Source organism: Streptomyces hiroshimensis (genome assembly GCF_014650335.1).
Taxonomy (GTDB): Bacteria; Actinomycetota; Actinomycetes; order Streptomycetales; family Streptomycetaceae; genus Streptomyces; species Streptomyces hiroshimensis.
The window spans coordinates 735,287-752,641 of record NZ_BMUT01000001.1; the positions used below are offsets into that span (position 1 = coordinate 735,287).

Consider the following 17,355-nt stretch of genomic DNA (forward strand, 5'->3'; position numbering starts at 1 on the left):
CCCGCTGCCCCCGTCTCCGTCATGCCGGAACCTCCTCGTCCTCGTGGTCATGCACGGCGTCCCGGTCGACGAGCCGGTACGGGTCGTCCCACAGGACCGCTATATGCCTGCCCAGCTGGCCGGCTCCGTCCGCATCGGCCGCCGCGGCGATCCGCTCCCGGTACACCTGATACGGCAGCCGGCGGACCGCATGCGACAGCAGCTGCCGGACCGTGGCACCGGTCTCCGCGGGCCAGCTCTCCCTGCGGTCCCAGATGGCGACACCGATCCCCTCGTACACCGCCTCCCGCAGCGCGGGCAGCGCCTGCCCCTCCACCGCCGCCCCCCGCAGCTCGACCACGGCGATCCTGCCGTCGGCGCGCAGCCCGGCCAGCCAGTCGGCCCGGCCGGAATCCTGCTGCCGCCAGATCAGACGCTGCGCGATGTCCCCGCTGTGCGCGACCTTCCAGCGCTCGCGCCACAGCCGCATCTGGCGCGAGCTCGCGTTGCGCATCCGCTCCAGGCTGCGCAGGTGCACGCCGTACGCCAGCCCCAGCGGAAGCGGGGAAGCGCCGCCCTCCGCCACGTCCAGGGCCGCCATGTCGAGGTTCAGCAGGTGGAACGGAAGGATGAACTCCACGTACGCGGGGATCTCGTGATCCGATTCCGGGGTCTGCGCCCACAGCGCGTCCCCCCGGGCGAGGGCCTGGCCGACCGCCCGGTGCAGCTGGTGCGGCGCGACGGTCACGCAGTCGCCCTGCCGGGGCGCCCAGACCCCGGCGACGTCGTTGATCCAGTGCCGCACATGGATCTCGCCGGTGCCGTCGCCGGCGGGCTCGACCATGACCACCAGGCATTTGGGGACCGAGGGGTCGCTCCGGCCCTCCGCCATCTCGGCGCGGCGCGCGGCGAGGGCGGCGGCCCCGCCCTGCGATCCCGCCCAGTCCTCGCAGGCGGGCCTCAGCCGCTGCGCCAGCTGTCCGTTCACCTGGGCGGCGCATTCCAGAAGGACCACCGCGGGGGGCACCCCGTCGGGCTGTGCCGCGTGATCCAGGAGCTCGTCGAAGAGCGCGGGGGCCGCCAGGTCGGCAGGCAGGTCCAGCCCGGTCCACCGGGCCGTGAGGTCCCGGAGCCTCCGGGACTCGGCCTCCGTGAGCTTCCGCAGCACCTCCCGTACCTGGGCCTCGGTGTGCTCCTCGAAGAGACCGGCCGGCAGCACGGGCGGGGAGAGCGCGCGCAAGAGGTCGTCGGCCGCGGCGTCGCCGCACAGCAGGCGCACGGCACTGGTGAGCGCGTCGACCCCCCGGGGCTGCGACAGCGCGCCACGGGCGATGCCGAGGAGGTCGGACCGGATGGTCTTGCGAAGGCACTCGACCGGCTTGGCCAGGCCGTCGCTGACGAGCTCCGCGAACCAGACCCGCTGATCGGGATCGCTCGCGAACTCCAGCTCGGACAGCAGCGTGACCGCACTGCTCAGGACTGCGACATGGACCGGTGGTGTTCTGTCGTGCACCTTCGACCTTCCCTCCCCCTGGCCTCACCCCGCTCGGTCCGGGGGAGCTGTCCCGTCAATTCCCTTCGGCTCACGGGCGCATGATGCACCAGTGAAACAGAGTCCGGCGGTCAGCGCTCCCGTTCGAGTCTGCTCCCCGGCCCCCTCGGGGACCGAAGGCCACGGCCCTCGTCTGCTGCGTGGCCCATACCCCCGCGACCGCCCCCTCGCACTCGCGCCCTTCCGCCGGTCCCGCACCCTCCTGCCCCGGATCCGCGGCATTCGCCGCCGCCGGCCTCCGGGTAAGCCGTGATCAAGGCGCCGTGACCAAGAAATCCGCTTTTACGGAACCCCGGGTACCATTGGGGAGCAGCTAAACCCCGTAAGACTGGTGTTTCCGCAGGTCAGAGACCGACTGAAAAGCCCCAGCCGAGCTGGGGTTTTTCTGTGTGCCCGCAGCGTTTCCGCTGCATTGTCGGAGATCCACTTTCACCACTGCGTCGAGGCATGAACGTTTCTCTTATCGACCGCCGCCCTGCCCGCGTGGGCGTGCTGGTCACCGCACTCCTGACCGCCTGCATCGCCTTCCAGCTCAATGCGAGCATGCTCAGCCCCGCGCTGAAGAGCATCGAGGACAGCCTCGGCGCCAGCTCCGCCGAGATCGGGCTCACCCAGACCGCGTTCTTCACGTCGGCCGCCCTGTTCTCGCTCTTCCTGCCGCGCCTCGGCGACGTCATCGGCCGCCGCAAGGTCCTGACCGGCATGCTCGTCCTGATGGCCGCCGGCTGTGTGATCGCGGCGCTGGCGACGAGCGTGCCCGTGCTGTTCGCCGGGCGGATCGTGCAGGGCTTCTCCGGCCCGGTCGTCCCGCTGTGCCTGATCATGCTGCGGCAGGAGGTGACCGAGCCCAAGCGGTACGGCACCCTGCTCGGCGTGATCACGGCGGTCAACGGCGGCATCGCCGGCGTCGACTCGCTCGCGGGCGGGTTCCTCGCCGACGAGCACGGCTTCCAGTCCGTGTTCTGGGTCATGGCCGTCGTCGCCGTCCTCGCGGCCGCCCTCGCCGCGTTCCTGACCCCCGAGTCCAAGGTCCCCGGCGCGGACCGGATGGACTGGCCGGGCGTCGGCCTCCTCGTGGTGTCCGTGGGTTCGCTGCTGGTCGCCCTCAACGAGGCCGGCAAGCTCGCCGCCGCGAACTGGGGGCTCATCGCCGTCCTGGTCGTCGTCTCCGCCGCCGCGTTCGCCCTGTTCTGGCGGACCGAGGACCGCTCGGCGCACCCGCTGGTCGCCACCCGGCACCTGCGCCGGCGCGGCACCTGGGCGACCCTGCTCACCACCACCCTCACCATGACCGGTGTCTTCGCCGTCATGAACGGCCTCATCCCGGCCTTCGCCCAGGACGCCGACGCCGGCCTCGGCATGGGCGCCGAGGGGTCCGCCTGGTGGACCCTGACCCCGTACGCCCTGGCCGGCCTGGCCATGGGCCCGCTGGCCGGGCGCCTCGCGGCCACCCACGGCTACGGCCGCGTCCTGCGCATCGGCCTGGTCGGCTCCGCGGCCTCCGTGGTGCTGATGATCCTCACGATCCCCGCCCACTCGAAGGCCCTGCTGCTGGTGGCGTCGCTCCTCGTGGGCATCACCTACGCGGGCGTGGCGAACATCGTCCTCAACGGCCTCGGCATCGTCCTCTCCCCGCGGGAGAACCCGGGCTTCCTCCCCGGCCTCAACGCGGGCGCCTTCAACCTGGGCGCCGGCCTGAGCTTCGCCGTCCTGTACGCGGTGAAGACCGCGGTCCAGCCCGCGGACGCCTCCTCGGCCACGGGCTACACCTCCGGCATGATCGCCGGCGTCGTCATCCTGGCCGCGGCCCTGGCGACGTCCTTCCTCATCCCGAAGCCGGCCGAGGCCGAGGCCGGGACCGAGGCTGCGGCCGCGGATGAGGCTGCGGCCGACGCGACGGGCGCCGAGGCGCCGGTCCGGGCCCGCGGCTGACCGCCGCCCACGGCGCAGGAGAAAAACCCCGGCTCCCGAGCCGGGGTTTTTCGTATTCCGCGGGCGGTGCCCGGCCGGGAGGCCGGTCTCACCACCCGGTCCTTCAGCGCGCCCTGCTCGCCCGTGCCGCCGCGAGGCCCTCGCCGTTCGCGGCCGCCTTCGTCGTCCTCCGGCCGTTCGCCGGTGCCGGGCGCTTCCCCGCGGGCTCCGGCGCCTCGGCGGCCGGCAGCGGATCCGCCGCCGTCTCCTTCGCCGTCTTCGACTCCGCCGCCTCCTGGATCAGGCGCGAGCGGATCGCCAGGTACTTGGCGTTGAGCTCGTCGACCGGGATGAACTTGCTGACGCCGCCCTCGCTGATCTTGGGCTCCTGGCGTTCCATGATGCGGACGTCCTGGACGTCCTGGATCCACTTCTCCATGTAGAGGGAGGCCCACGGCAGGATGCGCCGCAGCCTCTCCGAGCGGAGGAGCGGCTTGAACGCCGGGTACTCGTACCAGCGCAGGATGTGCTCGGTGTGCCCGTCGTCGACGGGGACCAGCCACGACGTCGCCTCGAACTGCTCGGTCTGGACGTGCACCTGGCAGGGGAAGGTGAACGTGATGATGTAGTGCGTGGTGTTCTGCGGGTCCGCCTCCTCCTGGTGGTCGAAGGAGTAGCGCAGGGTCTGGCCCTCGGTCTCCAGCTTGTGGTTGACGATCTTCGTCGCCGCGAGGTAGCGCTCCTTGCCGTCCAGGCCCAGCTTGCGCGCCGTCCCGTAGAGGAACAGGTAGTCGATGTAGTTGAACCAGTGATCACGGTGGACGTACGTGACGTGGTAGAACTCGAGCAGGCTTTCGATGTAGCGGGTGTAGTGGACCGGACGGGTCCAGTGCGTCGTCGAGTGGGCCTTGGGGTTCCCGGCGACGACCGGCGCCACCTGGATGCCGGGCAGATCGGCCTCGGCGCGCTCCTCGCCCCACCACAGCCACACCAGCCCGTGCGCTTCCCGCACCGGGTACACGGGCACCCGCAGCGAGCCGGGTATTCGCGCCTCCGAGCCCATCGCGGGTACGGCCTTGCACGCGCCGTCGGGCCCGTAGCGGAAGCCGTGGTAGGGGCACTCGACGGTGTTGCCCTTCATCCGCCCGTCGGCGAGGTTCGCGCCCTTGTGCGGGCAGCGCGCGCCCTGGCAGACCAGGTTTCCGTCGAGGTCGCGCCACAGCACCAGCTCCTGGCCCATGCGGCGGACGCCGGTGGGTTTCCCGTTCCCGACTTCGCTGGTTTCGAGTATCGGATACCACTGATTGGGGATCATGTCGTCTCTCCTCGCTTCTCCTCGGACGGTTGCTCAGCCCTCGACGACCTCCACCGTTCCCGTGTCGCCGTCGACCATGACCATGTCGCCGGTGTTGATGCGCTGCGTCGCGTACTTGGTGTTCACGACCGACGGCACGTGGAACTCGCGGGAGACGATCGAGCTGTGCGACAGCATCGAGCCGACGTCGGTGACGACGCCGCCCGCGATCGCGAACAGCGGTGTCCACGACGCGTCGGTGTAGCGGGTCACGAGGATCTCGCCGGCCTCGAACTCGTCGGCCTGCCAGGCGAGGTCCTCCACGATGCGGGCGCGGCCGACGACCCGCCCGGGGCTCGCCCCCAGCCCGCTCAGCCGGGCCCCGTCGGGGGCGGGCCGCACGGCCTGGGTGATGTCGTGCTCGCCGATGAAGGTGAGCGGCGGCTCCGGCAGCCGCTTGCGGTACTCGTGGACGCGCCGGGCCTCGTCGATCCGCTCGCGGGAGAAGGCCTCCACCTCGTCGGTGTCCCCGGCCAGATAGGCCCGCACGTCCTCGAAGTCGAGGTGGGCGACCTCGTCGAGGGAGTGCAGGACGCCCTTGCCGGCCAGGCGCCGGCCCACCTCGTAGACCACGTTGCGCACCAGCCAGATCGAGGTGATCATCGACATCCGGGTGGTCTCGCGCAGCTCGCTGCACAGCGCGTACAGCGAGATGACCGTCTCGATCACCTTGCGCTGCGGCAGCGAGAGCTTCTTGAGGATCTCCCGCGAGTCGTCGTGGTAGCCGCCGCTGCGCCGCAGGATGTCGTCGGCGGAGAAGCCGTCGGAGGCGTAGCGCCGGATCATCTGGAAGATGTACGAGGGGTCGTCGATCCACCGCGGATGGGTGATCTCCATCTCCTGGTGGCCGCGGGTGCCGTTGGCGCGCAGGAACGGCTCCATGTGCCGCTCCCAGAAGACGGCGCCCTCGTCGTCGGCGCGCAGCGTCTCCCCGACGGACTCCAGCGGCTGCTCGTTGATGATCCGCAGCACCCGGGGACGGTCCTTGGCGGCCTGGGCGACGGCCCAGATCTCCTTCGCGGACTCCACCGTCCGCAGGCTGGACATGTCCGTCTTGATGCGGTTCTGCAGGTTCTCGCCCTCCTCGCCGAGCCACATCCGGCACAGCTCGGTGAGGATCCCGTAGAACCCGAAGGCGTTGATGTAGTACGGCATGTAGCCGATGTGCATGTCGTGGAAGTAGCCGAGGTTGCGGGTGAGTTCGGCGTGCAGCTCGCGGCGGCTCATGCGCGAGAGGTCCAGCCGCCGGGCGCGGTCGAACTCGTAGAGCCGCGAGGTGACCATCTCGTCCGACCGGGACTTCATCTGCAGCGCCTCGGCGGCGGTGTGCCGCAGCCAGTGCGCCGTCGACAGCACGTCCGTCACACCGCCCGGGAACGTCCCGAACGGGTTCTCGTAGTCGGCGAGTGCTCCGCCCTCGACGTCCTCGCCGACGAACCGCTTGGTGAAGTGGCGCTGGTCGCGGGTGGGCAGCGCCTGGCCGAGCAGGTAGGCGCTGTAGGAGATGTTGAGGTAGATGTGCCCCTGGTAGTAGCCCATGTGCAGGTCGGCGTCGCCGGTGTCGCGCACGCCGAGGGCCGCTGCGCAGTCCAGGTGGACGTTCTTCTGGTAGTACCGGGCGAAGCTCAGGCCCAGCGGCGTCATCAGGCCGACGAAGATCTCGCCGATGTCCATGCGGGACCACAGGGTGCCCTGCTGGACGGCCTCCGGCTGCTCCGTCACGTACGGGCTGAGCGTCCCCGCGCGCGACGCGGCGTCGCCGGGGGCCGGCCTGGTGGTGATCGGGCGCGTCTGGAAGAGGTGGAACGCGCCGTCGCGCAGGCCCCATTCGACGTCCTGCTCGCTGCCGTAGTGGTCGCGCACGCGCAGCCCCAGCCTCGCGAGCTCGGCGAGCTGCGCGTGGTCCAGGCAGGGGACATTGCGGTCGGCGGCGTCGACCTTCGTCATCCCGATCTTCCCCGGTGCCAGCGGCGCCCACTTGGCCACCTTGTAGCGCACCCGCTCCTCGACGACCTCCAGGCTGCCGTCGTCGACGACGAAGAGGTCGCTGGAGACCCGCCCGGACACCAGCCCCTCGCCCAGCCCCTGGCACGCCTCGACCACCACGCGGTGCGGCCGGGCGCTGACCGGGTCGACGGTGAACAGCACGCCGCTGACGTCGCAGTGGATCATCTCCTGCACCACGACGGCCATCGCCCCGGCCGTCGCGCCGTCGCGGTAGACCGTGGCCCGGGCGGACCACAGCGACGCCCAGCACTGCCGCACGGCGTCCAGCAGCGCGGCGTCCCCCGCGACGTCCAGCACGGTGTCGTGCTGGCCGGCGAAGGAGCGCGCCGCGGAGTCCTCCTTGAGCGCCGAGGAGCGCACGGCCACCCGCGGCCGGCCGAGCCTCTCGTAGGCGGCGAGGATCTCGTCGGCGATCGGGGCCGGGATGCGGGTCGCGAGGATCAGCTCGCGGACCGCGCCGCCCTCGGTGCCCTCGATCTTGCCGTCCAGGCCGGTGTCGGCGAGGTAGCGGGTGAAGAGAGCGGTGGTCAGGCAGAAGGCGGGCGGCACCGGCAGCCCCGCCGCGATCATGTCGGCGAGCCGGGCCGCCTTGCCGCCGAGGACGGCGGGGTCGGCCTGCGCGGGACCGCCGAGGACGACGACGTCGCCGGACTGCTCCGTGAGGGTGGCGGTGTCTTGGGGACGGGTTGCCATGTGGGGCTCTCCTGGACGCTCGGGCCTGCGCGGGGGACTACTTGCCGGTCGCCGTGAAGGCGCGGAACTGCTCGCCCGGGATGAGCCGGGCCGCCTCGACGTCGGTGAACCCGGCGCGCTCCAGCTGCGCGACGAGCTCCTCCTCACGGGGCAGGGGGCCGCCGAAGTCGGCGTACGTGAACCAGAGGCTGAGCACGTCCAGGCCGATGTTGCCGCCCTGGCAGGAGGTGGTGAGCAGGATCCTGCCGCCCGGCGCCAGCAGCGAGCGCGCCTTCTCCAGCGCCGCCACGCGCTCGTCCTCGGCGAAGTAGTAGATGTTGTTGTGCATCGTCACGAGGTCGAACTGGGGCTGCAGGTCGAGGGTGCGCAGGTCGCCCCGGCGGGTCTCGACGCGGTCGGCGAGCCCCCACTCGGCCATGTTCTTGGTGGCCGTCTCCGCGACCTCCTCCTGCATGTCGACGGCCAGGGCCGACAGCCGCGGGTTGAGCTGCGCCGCGTGCCGCACGTGGATGCCGCTGCCGCAGCCGATCTCCAGCAGCCGCAGCGGGTTCTCCCGGTCGAGGGTGCGCGCGATGGCCGCCTCGACGAACGGCTCGATCACCCGCGTCGAGCGGGCGATGACGAGCCCGTCCTGGTCGCCCAGCGAGAAGCGCTCCCCGGTCGCCGCCATCCGGGGGCCGCCGAGCAGCACCGGCACGTGGAAGCGCAGCACCTCCTCCAGGGCGGCGGCCAGGGCGTCGTTGCCGGCCCGCGCGAGCGTGCGGGCGGCGATGCTCTTCAGCCGGTAGCAGCCCTCGCGCTTGTCGAGCTCGCCGAGGCGCACGCCCAGCTCCAGCCAGGCCCGCAGCCGCTGCTTGTCCTGCGTCGCGCCCAGCTTGTCGGCCAGCGACTCCAGGTCGCAGGGGCGCACGGCCAGCCAGCCGAGCACGCCCGAGCCCGCGGCGGAGGCGAGGAAGGCCGCCCGGTAGACCGGCGTGATGAACCCCTTGGACACCGCGAGCAGCAGGGGCATCCGCCAGTTACCGACGATCCGCACCGCCGCCAGGGCGTCGCCCAGCGGCTCCTCGACGCGCTTCCTCACGCTGTTGACCAGGCTCAGTACGTCCATGAGGGTTCCCTTGTCTCAGTGGTGGTCGTGGGGCCCGCGGCGCGGGGCAGGCGGGCGAGCTCACCGCGCAGCTCCCGCAGCAGCCGCTCCCGCGACGGGCCGTCGGCGGTGAGGAAGAAGTGGTCGCCGGGCAGGTGGTGACGCAGGAAGGAGCCCGCCGTGTACGCGCGCCACGCCTCCACCTCGCCCGCCTCGGCGATGGGGTCGTCGCTCGCGGAGAACGCCGTCATCGGGCAGTCCAGCGGACGGCGCGGCCGCCAGCGGTAGTCGTTGCACACCTGCAGGTCCGCCCGGAGGACCGGCAACCGCCGTGCGAGATAGGCGTCGTTGAGCAGGGCCCGGTCGCCGTCGCCGAGCGCGCCGATGCCGGCCGCGAACCGGTGCAGCCCGGCGTCGGGCAGCAGGTGCTCGGTGCGGTCCCCGTACAAGTGCGGTGCCCTGCTGCCGGAGACGAACAGGTGCCGCGGGCCGGGCTCGCCGCGCTCCCGCAGCGCGCAGCCGGTCTCGTAGGCCAGCAGCGCGCCCATGCTGTGCCCGAAGAACGCGTAGTCGCCGGTCAGGCCCTGGCGCACCAGCTCGTCGGCGATGCCGGCGACGAGCGGCTCCGCCGAGGTGTACGGCGCTTCGCGCATCCGCAGGCCGCGGCCCGGCAGCTGCAGGGCGATCACGTCGGCGACGCCGCTGCCGAGGTGCTCGCGCCAGTCGCGGTAGACGGAGGCCGTGCCGCCCGCGTACGGGAAGCAGATCAGCACCGTCCCCGCGCCGACGGCGGGGGGCGGCGCGCCGAAGCGTGGGAACCACAGGGCGTCCCGGGGCAGGGCGCCTCCGGGCAGGGCGGCGACGAGCGGCTCAGCGGGCGACATGCCTGCGCCCCTCCGCCGAGTCCAGCCAGGCGATCGTCCGCCGCATGCCCTCCTCGAAGCCCACCGGGCTCTTGAAGCCGAACTCCTCCTGCGCGCGCTCGATCCCGTACGACTGGTCGCGGTCGAAGAGGTGCACGGCGTGGCGGGTGAGGACCGGCCGCGCCTTGATGCCGAAGGCGCCGTAGAGCTTCTCCGAGACCGTCGCCACGAGGGTCGCCACCGGCGTGGGCAGGCTGAGCTTCGGCGACGGCGCGCCCAGGCCGCGGGCGAGGGCCTCGATGTACTCGCGCCACGTCGTGAGCCCGGGGTCGCGCAGGTTGTACGTGCGCCCCGCCGTCGCCTCGGACGTGCACGCCTCGACCATGGCGTCGACGGCGTTGCCCACGTACAGCAGCCCGGCCGGGACGCGGCCCTGGCGGATGTAGACCATCTGCTTGCGCAGCAGCAGGTCGGCGATCTCGATGACGAAGTCCTTGCTGCCGGGCCCGTAGACGGACACCGGGCGGACGATCGTCACCGGCACCCCGGTGCGCTCCGCGGCCTCGCGCACCGCCCGCTCGCCGAGCAGCTTGCTGCGGTTGTAGGGCAGGCCGGTGTCGCGGGGCTCGGTGCGCTCGTCGCACGGCCGTACGGGATAGCCGTAGACGTCGGTGGTGCTGACGTGCAGCACCCGCCGCACCGTGCCCGCGTGGGCCGCGGCCTCGACGACGTTCGCCGCGCCGGTGACGTTGATGCGCCGGAAGTCCTCCCAGGCGCCCCAGTCCGCCGACATCCCGGCGCAGTGGTAGACCTGCCGCACCCCGGCCGCGGCCCGGTGCAGGCTCGGCAGGTCGTCCAGGTCGCCGGTGACGGTGTCGGCCTCGGAGCCGGCGAAACCCGACCGGTCGCTGCCCTCCCGGACGAGCACGCGCACCCGGTGGCCGCGCTCGGCGAGGCGGCGGACGAGGTGCCCGCCGATGAATCCGCTCGCCCCGGTGACCAGGACGTCCGGCTGCTCGCCGGAGCCGGAGCCGGGGACGGAGCCGGGGGCGGGGTCGGGGACAGGGGAGCCGGACGTGTCCTTGTTCAGCGTCGACATGGGATCACACCAGAAGGTCGAGGGAGTTTTCGAGGTCGACCTCGGTGTGGTCGACGTTGATGAAGAAGCGGAGCCGGCACTTATCGCGCTCGACGGCCGGATAGCCGATGGGCATCACGTTCACGCCCTGCTCCAGCAGGGAGTTCGACAGGGCCATCGTCTTCTCCCAGTCGCCGGTGATGACCGGGATGACGGCGGACGCCCGGGAGACCCCGATGTCCAGGCCGCGCTCACGGGCCCCGGCGCGGAAGAAGTCCGACAGCTCGCGCAGCCGGGCCACGCGCTGCGGCTCCTTGCGGACGACCCGGATCGCCTCCAGGGCCGCCGCCGCGTTCGCCGGCGAGATGCCGGTGCTGAAGATGTGCAGGGGAGCGGTGAAGCGGAGGTACTCGACGATCGGCTCGCGGGCCGCGATGTAGCCGCCGAGGCTGCCGATCGCCTTGCTGAGGGTGCCCATCCACAGGTCCACGTCGGCCCGGTCGACGGGGAAGTGCTCGCCGATGCCGCGCCCGGTCTCCCCGAGCACGCCCACCGAGTGCGCCTCGTCGATCATCAGCATGGCGCCGTGGCGCTTCTTGACCTCGATGAACCGGGGCAGGTCCGGGATGTCGCCGTCCTGGCTGTAGGCGCCCTCGATCACCACGAGCGCCCGCCGGTGCCGGCCGCGCAGCGCGGTCAGGATCCGGTCCAGGGCCTCCCAGTCGTTGTGCGGGAACGGCCGCCGCCGCGCGCCCGACAGGACGCAGCCGCGCACGGTGGAGTCGTGGCTCCACTCGTCGTGGACGATCAGGTCCTCGGGCCCGAAGAGGTGCCCGACCGTTGCCACGTTGGTGGCGTGGCCGCCCGCGAAGACGATCGCCGCCTCGGTGCCGAGGAACGAGGCGATCTCGGCGTCGAGCTCGTGGTGCAGCGGCGTCTCGCCGAACAGCAGCGGGGTCGCCGACGCCGACGTGCCGTACTGGTCGATGGCCTCCTTCGCGGCCTGGCGCACCTGCGGATGCCCCGACAGCGCCAGGTAGTTGAAGGCGGCGAAGTTGACGACCTTGCGGCCGCCGATCGTGGCCTCCGCGGAGTTGAAGCCCTCGTGCGAGCGTCCGTACGGGTTCGAGCCGCCGGACCGGGCCTGCCGCAGCCGCCCCTGCAGCTCGGCGTACTCGGCCCACTCCTCGAACGCGTACTCCTGCTTCACCGCCGGCCGCGCGGGCTGCGGGACCGGGGCCGGGGCCGGGACCGCGAGCGGCGCGGGCGGCGCGGCCTGTGCCGGGGCGGGGACGGCAGGTGCCACGGGGCCGGGGCCGCCGGCCAGGCGGTCCATCAGGTCCCGCACCGTGGGGTCCTCGGGGAGTTCGTGCTGCAAGGCGTCCATCCGATCGGGGAATTGGGCGGCGATGCTGCGCTGCAGATCGGTCCGCATCAGCGAGTCGAACCCCAGGTCCACGCCGAGGCGGGCGTACGGCGGGATCTGCTCGGCGGGGAAGCCGCAGATCCGCGCGATGTGGCCGAGGACGCTGCCCTCGACGCCCGGTCCGCCGGCGGGAACGGCGTGGGGCTCGTGGGGCTCGTAGGGCTCGTAGGGCTCCCGGGCGAGGGAGGACGGCGCGGCGGGCAGGGCGGGCCCCGTCACGGCGGACCGCCGGGCCCGCTCCTCGGGGGCCGTGAACCAGTACGACTCCCGTTCCAGGACGGCGTGCGGCACCGGGACGTGCCGCGGCGGGTCCTGTCCCTCCAGCGCGGCCCAGTCCACGGCCCCGCCCGCGCAGTGCAGGCGCCCCAGCGACTGCAGGAGCGACTCCCACGCGTCACCGCCGCGCCGCAGCGTCGGCAGCCACAGCGGCGCCGGGACGTCCCCCGCGCCCGGCTCGGCCGCGGTCATGGACCGGCCCAGGTTGAGGAGCGTCGGATGGGGGCCGATCTCCACGAAGGCGTCGCAGCCGAGCCGGCGCAGCGTCGCGAAACCGTCGGCGAAGCGCACCGTGCCGAGCATGTGCGCGCGCCAGTAGCCGGCGTCGGGGCGCCCGGTGAGCTCGCCCGTGGCGTCGGAGACCCACGGGATGGCGGGCTCCGCGAAGGCGATCCGCCCGGCCGCTTCCTGCAGCGGGTCCGCCGCGCCCGCCATCAGCGGGGAGTGGAAGGCGTGCGAGACGACCAGCGGCCGTACGGTCAGGCCGCGCCCGCGCAGGGCCTCGCCCGCCGCGGCGATCTCCGCGGCCTCGCCCGACAGCACCAGGTGGTCACCGGTGTTGACCGCGGAGACCGCGACCGAGGCGAAGCCCGCGGCGACTTCGCGGACCGCGCCGGGGTCGCCGATGCACGCGATCATCGCGCCCTCGCCGGGCTGCGCGTCCATCAGCCGCCCGCGCTCCGCCGCCAGGGCCAGCGCGTCCTCCAGGGACACCGCCCCGGCGACGGCCGCCGCGGCGATCGCGCCCGCGCTGTGCCCGAGCACGGCCGCCGGGCGCACGCCCAGCTGTGTCCACACCCCGGCCAGCGCGGCCTCCAGGGCGACCAGGGCCGCCTGGCAGTAGCGCGTGCTGCGCAGCTGCGCGGCGCCGTCCTCGTCGAAGAGCAGGCGCGTCAGCGGAATGCCGAGCAGCGGCCGCAGCACGGCGTCGGCGCGGTCGAGCGTGCGCGTGAACGCCTCGTGCGTGCCGTAGAGCTCCTTGGCCATGCCCGTGTACTGGGTGCCCTGTCCGCTGAAGAGGAACGCCACCTTCGGCTCCGGGCGGCCCAGCACGTGGCCGCGGACCGCCGCCGTCGAGGGCCGGTCGCGCACCAGATCCTCCAGCGCGGCGTCCAGATCGGCGGCCGTCGCGCCGGTGAGCACGGCGCGGTGGGCCAGGTGCGCGCGCCCGGTGTTCGCCGAGTGGCACACCTCCCGCAGGTCAGCGTCCGGGTGCGCCGCCAGGTGCGTACGGTAGTGGCGCGCCAGCGTGGCCAGTGCGGTGGGCGTGTGCCCGGACAGGCACAGCGCGTGCCGCGGGCGCCGGGGCCCCTCGGCCGGGGCGGCGGGCGGGACCTCGGGCGCCGCTTCGAGGACGACGTGCGCGTTGGCGCCGCCGAACCCGAACGAGCTCACCCCGGCCCGCGCCGCGTCCCGCACCGGCAGCGCGCGCCGCTCCGTGGCCACCTCCAGGCCCGCGCCCTCCTGCGCGAGGCCGCGGTTGGGCGTGGTCAGGTGCAGTGACGCGGGCACCTGGCGGTATTTGGTGACCAGGGCCGCCTTGATGAGCCCGGCGATCCCCGCGGCCGCCTCCAGGTGGCCGATGTTCGTCTTCACCGAGCCGACCAGGCACGGCTCCTCCGCGGCCCGCCCCCGCCCGTACACGCCCGCCAGCGCCTCCCACTCGATGGGGTCGCCGAGCGCCGTGCCCGTGCCGTGCGCCTCGACGTAGCCGACCGCCGGGGCCTCCAGCCCGGCCTGGGCCAGGGCCCGCGCCATCACCGTGCGCTGCGCCGAACCCTTCGGTGCCGTCAGGCCGTTGCTGCGCCCGCCGTGGCCCAGGGCCGAGCCCCGGATCACCGCGTGGACGCGGTCGCCGTCGGCCAGGGCCGCGGACAGCGGTTTGAGGAGGACGAGACCGACGCCCTCGCCGCGTACGTAGCCGTCCGCCGCGTCGTCGAAGGTCCGGCAGCGCCCGTCCGCGGAGAGCATCCCTCCTTGCGCGAACGCCACCGACAGCCCCGGCGTGATCAGGAGGTTCACCCCGCCCGCGAGCGCGGTGCGGCACTCGCCGGCCCGCAGGCTCTGGCACGCCATGTGGACCGCGGCGAGCGACGACGAGCACGCGGTGTCCACGGCGAGGCTCGGGCCCGCCAGGTCGAAGTGGTACGAGAGCCGGTTCGCCGCCACCGACTGGGCGTTGCCGGTCGCGGAGTAGACGTCGACCGCCTCCAGGTGCGGCATCTGCAGCTCGGCGTAGTCGTGGCTGCTGATGCCGACGAAGACGCCGGTCTCGCTGCCCGCCAGGCGCGCCGGGGTGACGTGCGCGTCCTCGAAGGCCTGCCAGGCGACCTCCAGCAGCAGCCGCTGCTGCGGGTCCATGCGCTCGGCCTCGCGCGCCGAGATCCCGAAGAAGCGGGCGTCGAAGGCGTCGACGCGGTCCAGGAACCCGCCGTGGCGGGGGGCGTCGACGAGCTCGGGGTCCCAGCGGTCGCGCGGCACCTCGCCGACGGCGTCGCGGCCGTCCAGCAGGAGCCGCCAGTAGCTGTCCACGTCCGGGGCGCCCGGGAAGCGGCAGCCCATGCCGACGATCGCGACGGGCTCGCCGGTGGCCGGTGCAGCCGGTGCAGCCGGTGCGGCCGTGGGCTGCGGCCGCTGCTGCGCGCCGAGGCGGGCCGCCACGGCCCGGACGGACGGGTGCTCGAAGACCAGGCCCGCGGGCAGGCTGCGGCCCAGCCAGGCGCCCAGTTCGTCGGCGACGGCCACCGCCTGCCGGGAGTCGAGCCCGAGGGAGATGAAGGGCAGGTCGCGGTCGATCGCGGAGGCCTGCAGACCGAGCCGTTCCGCGATCCGGGCGGCCAGCCACGCCTCGACGGCGGCGGGCGCGCTTCCGGGCGCGCCGGGCACGCCCGCGCGGGGCCCTTCGCCGGTCGCGCCCGCGCCGGGTACGTCCGCGAAGGCGCCCTCGCCGGGCCGGCCGGAGGGCATGCCCTCACCGGTCGGGCTCGCGAACGTGCCCGTGCCGGGCCGGTCCGCGAACGCGCCCTCGTCGGCTGCCCGGTTGCTCTCGCCGGCCTCGTCCACGGTCGGGGTCACGCCGTTGGGGTCCGCGCTCTCGCCGGGCCCGGTCGCGAGCAGCAGTTCAACGAGCGTTGCCGCGTGCGGGCGCACCAGCAGCTCTCCCACCGGGACCGCTACGCCGAACTCCCTCTCCAGCGCGCCCACGGCGTCCAGGAGGCCCGCGTAGTCCAGGCCGAGTTCGGCGAAGCCGCGGTCGGCGACGTCGTCCGGGCCGGCCGCCCTGCCCAGCACGCGCGCGACCGCCTCCACGGCCTCGTCGCGGCCCGGGCGGGCCGCGAGGGACGGCCCCGCGTCGTCGCGGACCACGCTCGCCGCCACCACGGACAGCTCCAGGCCCGTCAGGGCCGCCCGGCACGCCTGCCGCTGGATCTTGCCGCTGGTCGTCTTGGGGACCGTCGACCTCTTGAGCAGGACGACGGTGTGCGGGGCGACCTGGTGCTCCTCGGCGATGGCGGAGCGCAGCGCGGCGAGGGTCGCCGCCGGGTCGCCGCCACCGAACTCGTAGGCCAGAGCCAGCTGTTCGCCCTGCGCGGTGGGGATCCCGAAGGCGGCGCCGCAGCCGGGGCGGACGGCGTCCGTGGCCTTCTCGGCGGTCAGTTCGACGTCGTGCGGGTAGTGGTTGCGGCCCTGCACGATGACGACGTCCTTGGTGCGGCCCACCACGTACAGCTGGCCGTCGCGCAGGAAGCCCAGGTCGCCGGTGCGCAGGTAGGCGGCCGCCGTCTCCTCCTCGCCCGCGATGCGGGCGCGGAAGGCCTCGTCCGTGGCTTCCGGGCGCCCCCAGTAGCCGTCGGCGACGTTCGGCCCGGCGACCCAGATCTCGCCGACGCGGCCGTCCGCGACCCGGCGGCGGGTGTCCGCGTCGACCACGGCGACCTCGACGTCCGGGACGGGGGTGCCGCAGCCGACGACCCGGGTCGCCCGCTCCGCGCCGTCCGCGGCCGGCTCCGCCTCGCCGCGCGCCAGGGCCCCGGCGTCGAACGCGCCGAGGACCGGCGGCTGCGCGGCGTCGATGCCGGTCACCATCAAGGTGCCCTCGGCCAGCCCGTAGCAGGGCAGCAGGGCCCGGCGGTCGAAGCCGCAGGGGGCGAAGCGGTCGGCGAAGCGCTCCAGCGTCTCGGCCCGCACCGGCTCGGCGCCGTTCAGGGCGAGCCGCCAGGCGCTCAGGTCCAGGGCGTCGCGCTGCTCGTCGGTGACCCGGCGCAGGCACTGCTCGAAGCCGAAGTTGGGCGCGACGCTGGTCGACGCCCCCGTCCGGGAGAGGGTGTCCAGCCACAGCAGCGGCCGCCGGACGAAGGTGGCCGGCGCCATCAGGTGGGCGGGGAAGCCTCCGTAGAGCGGGGTCAGGATGCCGCCGATGAGCCCCATGTCGTGGTACGGCGGCAGCCAGGAGACCATCCCGGAGTCCTCGTCGTGCTCCAGGCGCAGATGGATCGAGCGCAGGTTGCGGACGAGGTTGGCGTGGGTGACCATCACGCCCTTGGGATCGGAGGTCGACCCCGAGGTGTACTGCAGGAAGGCGAGGGAGCCGCCGGCCGTGCCCGGCTCGTGCCAGGCCTCGGCGTCCGCGGGCGCGAGGTCGCCGGCCGTCAGCCACGTCAGCCCGGCCAGGCCGAGGGCGGAGATCTCCTCCGGCTTGGCGCGCGCGGCCTCGCGGACGTCGGCGGTGGTGTAGGCGTGCGTGGCCCCGGAGTCCCGGGCGATGGCCGCGAGCCGGGGCATGGTCTGGCCGAAGCGCGCGCTGTCCGGCGGATAGGCGGGGACGGCGATCGCCCCGGCGTAGAGGCAGCCGAAGAAGGCCGCGATGTAGTCCAGCCCCGGCGGGTGGAGCAGCAGGACGGGCTTGCCGCTCAGGTTCTCGCGCAGCAGCCGCCCCGCCACGGTGCGGGCGCGCAGGTCCAGTTCCCCGTAGCTTAACGACTCGCTCGCGTCGTCGGCACCGGGGAGAAAGCGGTAGGCGAGCGCGTCCGGCGTCCGGTCCGCGCGGTGCCGGAGCAGCGCGGCCACGGTCTCCGGTTCGCCCCCCGGCCAGAGCTTCCCGATCGGTCCTCGACTCAAGATGGTCTCCG

Annotated in this window: 8 protein-coding genes; 1 reads left to right on the top strand and 7 read right to left on the bottom strand. The window is 73.6% G+C overall.

The window, feature by feature from the left end:
* Window positions 1–19: 19 nt before the first annotated feature.
* A complete protein-coding gene (locus IE241_RS03010; RefSeq protein ID WP_190019970.1) occupies window positions 20–1,492 on the bottom strand; it encodes a VMAP-C domain-containing protein in 1,473 nt (490 codons plus the stop codon).
* Window positions 1,493–1,978: 486 nt separating this feature from the next.
* Between IE241_RS03010 and uriT the strand changes: the two genes are divergently transcribed.
* A complete protein-coding gene (gene uriT, locus IE241_RS03015) occupies window positions 1,979–3,463 on the top strand; it encodes a uridine transporter UriT (RefSeq protein ID WP_190019971.1) in 1,485 nt (494 codons plus the stop codon).
* A gap of 103 nt (window positions 3,464–3,566) precedes the next feature.
* Here the strand turns inward: uriT and IE241_RS03020 are convergent, their stop codons facing one another.
* From IE241_RS03020 to IE241_RS03045, 6 genes are read right to left on the bottom strand one after another with little or no spacing between them, the layout of a single operon-like run.
* Complete coding sequence (locus IE241_RS03020) at window positions 3,567–4,757, bottom strand: Rieske 2Fe-2S domain-containing protein (protein WP_190019972.1); 1,191 nt, start codon at window positions 4,755–4,757, stop codon at window positions 3,567–3,569.
* Between the two features lie 33 nt (window positions 4,758–4,790).
* The gene (redH, locus tag IE241_RS03025) at window positions 4,791–7,496 is read right to left on the bottom strand and encodes an undecylprodigiosin ligase RedH (RefSeq protein ID WP_190019973.1); all 2,706 of its coding nucleotides are present in this window, start codon (window positions 7,494–7,496) and stop codon (window positions 4,791–4,793) included.
* A gap of 37 nt (window positions 7,497–7,533) precedes the next feature.
* Window positions 7,534–8,604, bottom strand: coding sequence for an SAM-dependent methyltransferase (locus IE241_RS03030; RefSeq protein WP_190019974.1), 1,071 nt, complete (start codon window positions 8,602–8,604; stop codon window positions 7,534–7,536).
* The gene (locus tag IE241_RS03035; protein WP_190019975.1) at window positions 8,592–9,467 is read right to left on the bottom strand and encodes a thioesterase II family protein; all 876 of its coding nucleotides are present in this window, start codon (window positions 9,465–9,467) and stop codon (window positions 8,592–8,594) included. The genes IE241_RS03030 and IE241_RS03035 overlap by 13 nt, the downstream gene beginning before the upstream one ends.
* On the bottom strand, window positions 9,454–10,545 hold the full coding sequence (locus tag IE241_RS03040) for an NAD-dependent epimerase/dehydratase family protein (RefSeq protein ID WP_190019976.1): 1,092 nt from the start codon (window positions 10,543–10,545) through the stop codon (window positions 9,454–9,456). The genes IE241_RS03035 and IE241_RS03040 overlap by 14 nt, the downstream gene beginning before the upstream one ends.
* A 4-nt stretch (window positions 10,546–10,549) precedes the next feature.
* Window positions 10,550–17,344 (bottom strand): type I polyketide synthase, encoded by a 6,795-nt coding sequence (locus IE241_RS03045; protein WP_229898703.1) that lies wholly within the window; start codon window positions 17,342–17,344, stop codon window positions 10,550–10,552.
* Window positions 17,345–17,355: the final 11 nt, after the last annotated feature.

Coding starts and splice junctions, on each gene's coding strand:
- uriT (WP_190019971.1), top strand. CDS start 1,979: ATGAACGTTTCTCTTATCGACCGCCGCCCTGCCCGCGTGGGCGTGCTG.
- IE241_RS03020 (WP_190019972.1), bottom strand. CDS start 4,757: ATGATCCCCAATCAGTGGTATCCGATACTCGAAACCAGCGAAGTCGGG.
- redH (WP_190019973.1), bottom strand. CDS start 7,496: ATGGCAACCCGTCCCCAAGACACCGCCACCCTCACGGAGCAGTCCGGC.
- IE241_RS03030 (WP_190019974.1), bottom strand. CDS start 8,604: ATGGACGTACTGAGCCTGGTCAACAGCGTGAGGAAGCGCGTCGAGGAG.
- IE241_RS03035 (WP_190019975.1), bottom strand. CDS start 9,467: ATGTCGCCCGCTGAGCCGCTCGTCGCCGCCCTGCCCGGAGGCGCCCTG.
- IE241_RS03040 (WP_190019976.1), bottom strand. CDS start 10,545: ATGTCGACGCTGAACAAGGACACGTCCGGCTCCCCTGTCCCCGACCCC.